General features: G+C 50.4%; 3 protein-coding genes. 2 read left to right on the top strand and 1 reads right to left on the bottom strand.

All coding sequences use genetic code 11. The features are described 5' to 3' along the window. Positions 1–428 precede the first annotated feature (428 nt). Positions 429–4,508, top strand: coding sequence for a two-component regulator propeller domain-containing protein (locus tag M2134_RS03595; RefSeq protein ID WP_280751904.1), 4,080 nt, complete (start codon positions 429–431; stop codon positions 4,506–4,508). Here the strand turns inward: M2134_RS03595 and M2134_RS03590 are convergent, their stop codons facing one another. Continuing rightward, positions 4,509–8,441 carry a hybrid sensor histidine kinase/response regulator transcription factor gene (locus tag M2134_RS03590; protein WP_280751905.1) on the bottom strand — a complete coding sequence of 1,311 codons (3,933 nt, stop codon included), beginning with the start codon at positions 8,439–8,441 and terminating at the stop codon, positions 4,509–4,511. A 303-nt stretch (positions 8,442–8,744) separates the two neighbouring features. Here M2134_RS03590 and M2134_RS03585 point away from each other — a divergent pair, with 303 nt between their 5' ends. After that, positions 8,745–11,102, top strand: a complete 2,358-nt coding sequence (locus M2134_RS03585) for a glycoside hydrolase family 2 TIM barrel-domain containing protein (RefSeq protein WP_280751906.1) — start codon at positions 8,745–8,747, stop codon at positions 11,100–11,102. Positions 11,103–11,140 lie beyond the last annotated feature (38 nt).

Below are 11,140 nucleotides of genomic sequence, written 5' to 3'. Positions count from 1 at the left end.
GCAAGCCGTCAGGCGCAGCTCGGGGTGGGTTGTCGCAGAGACACGAGCTCCGTAGGGGCTCAACAGTTGACCTCCTACGGAGCTCATTATATAGACATTACTTCTACCCCGAGCTGCGCCTGACGGCTTGCACGGGGTTATCTAGGTTGAAGCCCTTCCGGGCTTTCTGCAAATCTTCCCCTTTTCTCCCATTTGAATCCCAGCAGCCTGTGCCAACCTCTCCTATTTGCTCTGCGCATTGCTTTTCCGCCACCCCGCCCTGCGGGTACTCCTTCTCAGGCAGGAGGGAAAACTTTGATTCCTTCCAAGCAATTCTCCTTATCCCAAGAAAAGAGATTTTGTGGCGCCATGTTGCCACTTTAATGTGTATATTTGTTGTCCGATAAGCGATAGGTGCATCGTCGTTTTGTTGAGAAAGACATAAGATTATGAGGAATACCATTACTGTTTTTATACTCTTTCTACTTCTTCCTATGGGGGGATTGGCACAGTCCGGAAAGCTCTTTTCCGCCGATAGCGAATTATCCAATAGCCTGATATATAACATGGCGCAAGACAAACATGGTATTGTTTGGATTGCAACGGAGGATGGGTTGAACAGCTACGACGGATCCAAATTTACGATCCACAAGCAAGACAAGAATGATCCTGCCTCACTGGGAAATAACTTCACCCGGGTGTTGTTCGAAGATAGCCGGGGAAACAATTACATTGGCCTTTTTCATGGGTTACAACTCTATGACTACGCGACAGATACCTTTACGGATATTCCTATGTACCTGAGCAACGGAGAAGAGGTTAAGCCACACATCACCTCCATCATAGAAAGAAAAAACGGAGATCTCCTGATTGGTACCACCGGGCAAGGCATCTACACCCTGGCAGCCAACGAGAAACCATTATGTGCCAAGCAGGTAAATGGGATCGCCCCCAGCATCTACATCACCACCCTGTATGAAGATAAACACCAGAACATCTGGGTATCGACAGAGGACAAAGGGCTCTATCAACTGAAAGAGGAGAATAAGCTGATAAGCTATTTCAGAAACAATGACTTGGTATTAAACAACATCTCCAGCATATGCGAAGACAAAGAAGGAAACCTATTGATCGGCAGTCTGTCGAATGGATTGTTTCGCTATGACGAGGAGCAAGATATCTTCCAGCCGATCCCCTACAAAGGAGAACAAAACCTATCGATTAAGATCTTCTATGTAGACAACGAGGATATACTCATCGGAACAGACGGACAGGGCCTAAAGGTGTACAAATCCCAAGAGGGGAAAATAGTCGAGAGCGACCTGGACGTCACAATTGTAGACTTTGACAACTCCAAGATCCACTCGATCTTGAAGGATAGCTATGGCAATATCTGGCTCGGCATTTACCGGAAAGGGGTGTTATTGATTCCGGCTCAAACGAATAAGTTCAACTACATCGGGCATAAATCGATTAAGAACAACATCATCGGTAATAGCAATATCACGGCCATCAGCCGTGACCACGACGGCACCTTCTGGGTGGGCACCGACAATGACGGGCTCTATCATATCACACTCGATGGCCGGCAACTGAACCATTTTCCCTATACCGGCCGCGAAAATTCGGTACCTGCCTCGATCATGTATCTGTTGGAGGACTCCAACGGAGAACTCTGGATTGGCTCCTACCTGCACGGCGTTGGGAAGGTGAATAAGAAAACAGGAACATGTCAGTATCTTCGCGACTTTGTCGATGAGAACGGCAGCCCGATACAGCGTATCTACTGCCTGGAAGAGGATGAAAACAAGCGCTTGTGGATTGGAACGATCGGCGCGGGACTGTATAGCCTTGATCTGCGCACAAACCAAATCACCAACCACAATCGACCCGTCGCGACCGATCAGGCAGGAGATGAAAACTACCTGATCAACTATTGGGTTTCAACCCTCCTGTTCTCCGAAGACAAGCTCTATATCGGCACATTCAACGGATTGGCCTGCCTCGATCTGAAAACCAACAATTACACCTCGACCTTTGGAAGTCACCGCCTGCTTTCGGAAATCGCCATATACGATCTGCACGATGATCAACAGGGGACGATATGGATAGGCACCTCCGAAGGACTCTTCTCCTACGACAAAGTGATGGGAACAATTCGAGAGTATGGCACCCACGAAGGATTGCCCAACAATGTGATCTGCGCCATCCAGGAAGACCGGGACAAGAACCTTTGGCTCAGCACCCACTATGGTCTCTCGCAGTTCAGCCTGAACCACAAGACCTTTATCAACTACTACGCCAACGACGGGCTGCAAGGCAATGAATTCTCGAAGCGGGCTGCCATTAACGACTATCAGGGGCAACTCTTTTTCTGTGGCATAAACGGCATTACCTACTTCAATCCGCGGGATATCGTCTACGAAAGAAAGAAGATGCAAATACGCATCACCGACTTCTATATCAACGACAAAGCGGTTAAGAAAGGCACCCAATCGGGAAAACATACCGTGATCGACACCTCTGTGATCGATGCCCATCAATTCAATCTCTCCTACCGGGACAACTCTTTCAGCCTGGAGTTCTCTGTGATGGAGTTCCACAATCCGGAACGCATCTCGTATATGTACAGCGTAAACGGGGAGAAATGGGTGAGTCTTCATCCCCGAAACAACCGCGTCACATTCAGTAATATGTCGCCGGGCAGATACCATTTCAAGATCCTTGCGAAAGACCATCAATCCTATTCGGACGAAAAAGAGATCACGGTTGTTATCTCTCCGCCTTGGTACCAGACGCTCTGGGCGCGCGTCGTTTATCTGTTTATTGGATTATTTATCATATTCTTGTTCATTCTGTATATCCGGCAGCGCTACCGCTCGCGTCAAAATATCCTGGAACACCAGCACGCCGAAGAGCTCAACGAAGCCAAGCTCCAGTTCTTTATCAATATCGCACATGAGATACGCACCCCGATGTCGTTGGTAATCAGTCCGCTCAAAAAACTAATTCTGACCGATCACGACAGCGAACGACAGAAGAGTTACCACACGATTCAGCGAAATGCCGTGCGCATCCTCAACCTGATCAACCAACTCATGGATATCCGTAAGATCGACAAAGGGCTTATGTCGATGAAGTTCCAGGAGGTGGAGATCATCGCATTCATCCATGATCTCTATACCTACTTTGAATATCCGGCTAAGGCAAAGAATGTCCGGTTCCATATCGAAACGGAGTTAAACGAGTTGCCCGTTTGGGTCGACCCGAAAAACTTCGATAAGATCATTATGAATGTACTCTCTAACGCCTTCAAATATACCCCGGATGGCGGAGAAATCATCATCAACATCCAAACGATCGAGGCCGACCGGGAACTAGATGGATGCGACAACTACCTCGAAATTGCTATTTCCGATACAGGTGTCGGCATCAAAGATGAGAATAAAGAGCGGGTGTTCGATCGCTTCTATCAGATAAGCGAGAATCAGAACAACGCCAATATGAGCGCAGGAGTCGGCCTACACCTAACCCGTTCGTTGGTAGAATTACACTATGGATACATATGGGTAGAAGACCATGCCCCGATGGGCTCCCGTTTTATCATCCGTATCCCACTGGGCAACAAGCACCTGCGGCCGGAGGAGATGGCAACCCATGCCGACATACGACCCGACAAGCCCTATTTCTTCGAGACCGCCACAGCCGCCTCATTCGTTGAGGAAGGCGTCAAAGCGAAGCCCAAAACCCGCCGCCGTGTGATGGTGGTCGACGACGACGATGAGATTCGCCATTACATCTGCCAGGAGCTGGGCGACGATTACCAGATGGAGGAATACCCCAATGGCAAGGAGGCGTTGAACGCGATCCTGAAAAAGGCTCCCGACTTGATTATCAGCGATGTGATGATGCCGGAAATGGATGGTATCACCCTCTGCCGGAAGGTGAAGCAAAACATCAACATCAATCATGTGCCGGTCATACTGCTAACAGCCAGATCCAATGAAGAGGACAACTTAGAGGGATTAACCATCGGAGCGGACGCGTTTATTCCCAAGCCCTTTAATATCGATATCCTGCGAAGCACGGTAGAGAATATCATCCGAAACCGCGATATCCTGCGCAACACCTTCAAAGGTAACCAGCAGCAGGAGGACAAGGTGCGTAAGATTACAATCAAATCGGCCGACGAGAAGCTGATGGAGAAGGTGATGAAGGTGGTGAACGACAATATGTCGAATCCGGACTTAAGTGTAGAGATGATTGCCGACCGCGTCGGCATCAGCCGGGTTCACCTCCACCGCAAACTGAAGGAGATCACCAACCAGACCACGCGCGACCTGATCCGCAACATACGGCTGAAGCAGGCGGCTGATCTGTTGGTCAACAATAACCTCTCCGTGTCGGAGGTGTCGGAAGCCACCGGGTTTACCAATCTGAGCTATTTCTCCAACGCCTTTAAGGAATTGTACGGCATGTCACCCAGCGCCTATGTGGAACAGCATGGTTTAAGTAGTCAGAGTAGTTAACTACTCCTTCTCCACAAACTCCTTGGGTGAGACGCCATAGAACTTCTTGAACGCGGCGGAAAAGAGCGAAGGGCTGGTGTATCCGACGGAATAGGCCACCTGCGAGATATTCACTTTCTTCGATTTCAATAGCGTAGCTGCCTGTTTCAGGCGTATATTGCGGATAAACTCCCCGGCGGGGATGCCGGTTATCTCTTTCAGTTTGCGATGCAGTTGCACGCGGCTGATTCCCGCGTTTTCCGCCAACTGCTCGACAGTGAACCCCGAATTATCGATATTCTCATTGATAACTGCCATCAGACGTTCCATCAGTTGCTCGTCGTTCGACTTCAGCTCGATCGGTTTCATCTTCTCCTCCTGATCCTGGAAACCGGCAAATTTACCTCGCAGGCGTGCCCGGCCGGCAATCAGGTTATTACAGATAAAGAATAACTCCTCCATGTTAAACGGTTTGGTCAGGATAGCATCCGCCCCTTTATCCCAACCCTTTATACGATTGTCGTATTCCGTACGTGAAGTCAATAGGATAACCGGTATATGACTGATATTCGCATTCGTTTTGATCCGCTTCAACAGTTCGAATCCGTCCATCTCAGGCATCACCACATCCGAGATGATCAGATCCGGAATGATCTCCAGCGCCGTTTGCAACGCCTTGGCACCCCGGTCGCAGGTGACGACCTTATAGAAAGGACTCAGCTCCTGCTGTAGGTAAAGGCAGATCTCTTCATTGTCGTCGACCACCAATACCTTCTGTCGGGTTTTATAATTCTTCTGCCTATTATTGGCCTCTTCCTGTAGTTCATACGAGATATCGCGCTCCAGAGCGAAGCGGGGCGTATCGTCTTGCTCCACCATCTCCTCCTTTTTCAGGTGGGCATTGCCCAACGGAATACGAATTCGAAAGCAGCTTCCCTGGCGATCGTCGCGGTTGAGCGCCGTGATCGTGCCATGGTGCAACTCGACCAGTGTCTTACACAGATTAAGTCCGATGCCACTTCCCGAAGCGGTGATAGACGATCCCTGGTAGAAACGCTCGAAGATCCGTTCCACCTTCTTCTCATCCAGCCCTATGCCCGTGTCCTGAATGCATATTTCCGCATATTTGATATTATCCTCTTTTTTCGCTTGCAGGGAGATCACAACATCACCCCCTGCCGGTGTAAATTTAAAGGCGTTATGCAACAGGTTTATCAATACCTTGTCGAAGTTATTCCGGTCGATCCATACGGGGAGCGAATCCGGTTCATGTTTGAATGTCAGGCTGATATTGCGCTTCTCAGCCTGGTATTCAAAATTACCAAGCAATTCGTTGATGAAACCAACCAGGTCGACCTCGCTGAAAGCCATTGTCATCTGCCCTTTGTCGATCCGGCGGATATCGAGTAGCTGGTTGAGCAAAGCCACGATCCGGTTGGCATTGCGATACATCGAGTTCAGGGCTTTGGTTGTCACCTCATCGTTCTCACGCTTCATCAGCATGGCCAGCGGGCTCACGATCAGTGTCATGGGCGAACGGATCTCGTGTGAGATGTTGATAAAGAACTTCAGTTTCTCTTCATTGATCTCCTCCTGCCGTTGTTTGCGGATGCGTTGTCGCAGATAATAGATAAAGACAGCTGCCAGTGCCAATAATAATAATCCGTAGAACACTTTCGCTACCTTCGTGGCATACCAGGGAGGGACGATGACAACCGACAGGCTTTTTACGGGCGAATAGATACCGTTTTCGCTCGACCGGACATGCAGGGTGTATTCTCCCGGCGGCAGGCGGTTGTAGGTGATGCGGTTGCTGCCCGGAGCCGTTTGCTGCCAGGCGTCATTGACGCTGCTCAGGCGGTATTCATAAAAGATATTGTCGGGTTCGCGGTAGTCCATCATTGAGAATTCGATGGAAAAGCTGTTATCCGTATGCCCCAGGCGGAAACCGGAGGCCTCGGTAAGCAACTGCTCTGCTATCGGTTTACCGGCTGAAACGGTATGCGCGCTTGCCGGCTGATTATTCAGGAACAGGCGGGTCAATACCGGCTGTCTGACGATCTCTTTGTATTGTATCGAACCCGGCAGGAAACAGGTGATCCCATAGATCCCGCCGAAATAGGCCTCTTCCCCTTTGTTCTGAAAATATACGCTGCGGGAATACTCCTTATCGAACAAGCCATAGCCCGAGAGATAGGCATGTACCACCCTGTCCTGATTCTGGATACGGCAAATCCCGCGGAAGGTGCTACACCAGATATTCCCCATCTCATCTTCCGCCAAGCCGCAGATCACATTATCGGGCAAGCCGTCTTCGATGGTGTAATGCACCAACTCCCCGCTCTCCTCCTCATAGCCGAACAGTCCGTTGTTGGTGCCGATCCAGATCATCCCCTGTCGGTCTTCCATCAGGGAATAACAAATCGTTGTCGACAGCGCCGAATCACACGATAGCGGAATAGGCGAATCCACCTCCGGATCAAAACAGTCAACGCCTCGGTAATGCCCCATCCATATCCGGCCTTTCGAGTCGCTCATCATCGTATTGATCCAGTTGTTGAAAACACCTCCTGCCGCTCTGCGCCTGAAAGGCATCCATGTTTTTTCTTTCAGGTTATAGCGCGTAAAGCCTTCCCCGAACAGGGCAACATAGACCTGTCCCTTTTGATCTTCCACGATTGCTTTGATATGTTTTCCCCTGAATGAGGGTATATCCCAATGTTTCCCGCTCTTCTTATCGAACTGCAACAGCCCACCCCAATTGGCACCGATCCAGAAGGTGTTTTCCGAATCTTCGTATAAAGCAGTCGCACTCCTCCACAGATTATAGGAGGCTTCGACCTGTCCGTTCGCGTTCAGTCGGAATAACTCCCCGTTTTCGGCGCCGGCCCATACCTGTCCCTCCCGGTCTTTGTATATGCTTGAGATGCAATCGCCCGACTCGAACTCCATCGTGCTGAAATCCCAGAAGTCGAAATGGGAGGACTCATCCGGAATCATCAATACCCCTTTCCGGAAACAACCGATCCACAGGTTCCCGTCTTTATCCTCTATCATCGATTCGACTTTGATCTTCTGCAGATTGAGATCCCGGTTGGTGATCTCTTCCAGCCGCCTGACCTGTTGGGATTCTACATCAATGTAGCTGATTCCCTGTCCGTTCGTGCCGATATAGATCCGTCCGTCTCTGCTGTGTAACAATTGGGGTTTTAAGAAATGACCTGCCTTGTTTTCCAACGGAATAAAAACACGATGCTCCGGATCCCAGCGGCTTACTCCGCTGGTGTAGGCCAGGTATAGCACGCCATTATCATCTTCCGCGAAAGCAGCTCCCGGAGCTTGGATCTTTTCAAAGCGGAGTTCTTCTTCCGGCAAAACGCGCAGTGCCTCCCCCGTACTACCTATCGGAATCCAGATCGCCTCGGATCGATCCTTGTAGGCACGATCCAATAAGAGGGTTCCGCAGGCTTCGTTTACCGGCTTGACCGATTCGGCCACCATCCGTTCCCGGTCGATCGCGTAAACGCCTCCTCCCGAGCTGATCGCCCAGAGCTCGCCGTTGTGGCGTTCGATCAGACATTCCACCGACGGCTGGTAGTTATCGGGGAAGAGTACCGAACGGAAAGTCTCTTCAGAAGGTAGAAAGCGCTGAAGTCCTTTGTTGGTCCCGACCCACATGGTTTCCTGCTGATCGACATAGAGAGAGAATACATAATTGCTTAACAGGGAGGTGGTATCTTTCTCGCTGTGGTAATAACGGGTAAAGTTCCACCCGTCGAACCGGTTCAGTCCGCTCGCGGTTCCTATCCAGATAAAACCATCTTTGTCCTGGCAGATATCCGTCACTAAGTTGCAGGAGAGCTCACCGTTGCCATAGAGACGCGTCTCCCGGGCAGCCAAAGGCCAGGACATCATCCAGCAAACAAATAGAAGTGGAATAAGGTGATTTTTCATATCGTATTAACGTAACAACCATACAAATATACTAACTCTGCCGGATCCATCATGCGCAAAAGGGTAAAGATTTGGCATTTGCTTACATAGAGCGTTTTCGTCCGATGAAATCGCTGTTTTCTGACAGTGGCAAAAGCCCTCGCATAAGGGGGTGAAACGCTAAACGATGAAAATGAAACAAATCCGATACCTGCCGTTACATATTCCCATCTTTACGAAACAGCGCATTCCATCTTTCGGAATACGAAACCCTACCTTTGCCTCAGCCAGTAATGAAAATCACTATCATAAAAATCACAACACATGAAAAAGAAAACATTTTTACTCTTCGCCATGCTATTCTGTGTAGCATGCGTTTTTGCGCAAAAGAATATTCGTGCGAAAGAAAATTTTGACTTCGACTGGAAGTTTATTCTGAACGAAGACAATCCGAAGTATGCCGAACCTCAACAGGCCGATGCCAACTGGCAAAGTGTGCAACTACCGCACGACTGGAGCATCGAACTCAATTTCGAACGGTCGGTTGGCGGATCTGCCGCTTTCCTCCCGGGAGGGATTGGCTGGTATCGCAAGACATTTCAGGTACCCAATATACAGAAAGGGAAGAATATCTCCATTCTGTTCGATGGGATTTTCCACCAAAGCGATGTGTACATCAACGGACACCACCTGGGACATCGCCCTTATGGGTTTTGCAGTATTGAATATGATCTGACTCCCTATCTGAAATACAATGAGGAGAATGTCATTGCCGTACGTGTCGACAGAACCGGTGGCAGCGCCCGTTGGTATGCCGGATCGGGCATCTATCGCCATGCCTGGCTGCAGGTGGTCAGTCCGGTACATATTCCCACCTACGGCACCTACGTAACCACTCCGACGGTCGAACCCGGTCAGGCAGAGGTCAAGGTAGTAACTACGGTAAATAACAATAGTCAGCGGGAGGAGACCATCACCGTGTCGCAACGTATCCTCAACGCCGCCGGTAAAGAGATGGCCAAGAGCAACCGCGAAAAGACAACGCTCAATGCCCAGGCATCGGTCGACGTCGAACAGTCTTTTTCGATAACAAATCCCCAGTTGTGGTCGGTCGAAGAGCCGGTGATGTACACGATGGAAACCACTGTGCGCGCAGGCAATAAAGTGGTGGATGTCTACACCACGCCATTTGGTATCCGCACCATCTGGTTCGATAAAGACAAAGGATTCTTCCTCAATGGCAAACACATGAAACTAAAAGGCTTGTGCCTGCATCAGGATGCTGGAAGCATGGGAGCCGCCGTGCCCGATCGCGCCGACGAACGCCGCCTGGAGATCCTGAAGGAGTATGGCTGTAACGCCATTCGCACGGCACACAACCAGTTCTCGCCCGAGTTTCTCGATATGTGCGACCGGATGGGATTTGTGGTGATTGCCGAAGCATTCGACAAATGGAAATCGGGCTATTACGAGAAACTTTTCGACGCGTGGTGGGAGCGTGACCTGGAAAATATGATCGTCCGCGACCGCAACCACCCTTCTATTATCCTGTGGAGCATCGGCAACGAGGTGCAGGAGGCGTGGGATGAGGATCAGACAGCAGCCGTTGCCCGCGCGAAGATGTTACAGGATTTTGTACACCGGATGGAACCGACACGTCCCGTCACCATGGCCGCGCAAAACAACCACCGCGTGGAAATCGCTGGCGTGACCGACGTGATAGGTTACAACTACCTCGAAGCGCGCATGGTGAGCGAAAAGCAGAAATACCCCGAACGCATTGTCCTGGTATCGGAAGAGCTGCCCTATTTCAGCGGGGAAGAGGGCAATATCCGCAGTTATACGCCGATCAACCCCTGGAATACGGTGGCAGAACACGACTTTATCGCCGGAGGTTTTATCTGGTCGGGAGTTGATTATATCGGTGAAGCGACCTGGCCAAGCAAAGGATGGCCCAATGGCTTGTTCGATATCTGTATGACCGAAAAACCACGCGCCGCCTACCACCGCGCCATGTGGAACGAGACCCCGCTGGTGAGTATTGCCGTAGTCGATGCCTCCCTCGATATTGACCATGGACGCGACCTTTGGCAATGGCCTAAGATGGCGTCGCATTGGAACTTCCCCAACAGCTATATCGGGCAGATGATGGAGGTGCGCACCATCACCAATTGCGAACGGGTGGAAATGTTTTTCAACGACCATTCCATGGGTGTATTGAAAACGGCTGACTTCACCAACAATACCATCGTATGGCATATGCCTTACCGCCCCGGCAAGCTCGAAGCGAAAGGATTCAATGGCGACCAGCATGTAGCTACCTATACGCTCGTTACCACCAAAGGCACCCATAAAGCTGTGTTGACCCCCGACGTGACCACAATCAAGGCCGACGGACAAGACCTCTCGCATATCATGATCCGTCTGGAGGATGAAAACGGAAACCTGGTGCAAACCGACAACCGCAAACTGACCGTTACGGTCGAAGGTGAAGGCCGCTTCCGGGCGCTCGACAGTGGCGAACTGCGCCGCGAAGGCAAATTCGGCGGAAACACACGGGATACCTATTTCGGCAAAGCCCTTGTCGTAGTGCAATCGACCCGCAAACCAGGTAAAATCAAGGTAAACGTGGCGGTGGAAGGGATCGCGACCCCCTACACGGTGGAGATAGAGAGCAAGTGAGGAATTAACCTCTTTTGAAATATAAAACCCCGGGAATC

Origin of the sequence: Parabacteroides sp. PM6-13, assembly GCF_029892605.1 — a bacterium.
In the GTDB taxonomy this organism is placed as follows: Bacteria; Bacteroidota; Bacteroidia; order Bacteroidales; family Tannerellaceae; genus QVMG01.
The sequence above is the reverse complement of the archived record's forward strand: the minus strand, read 5'-3'. Positions and strand labels throughout refer to the sequence as shown.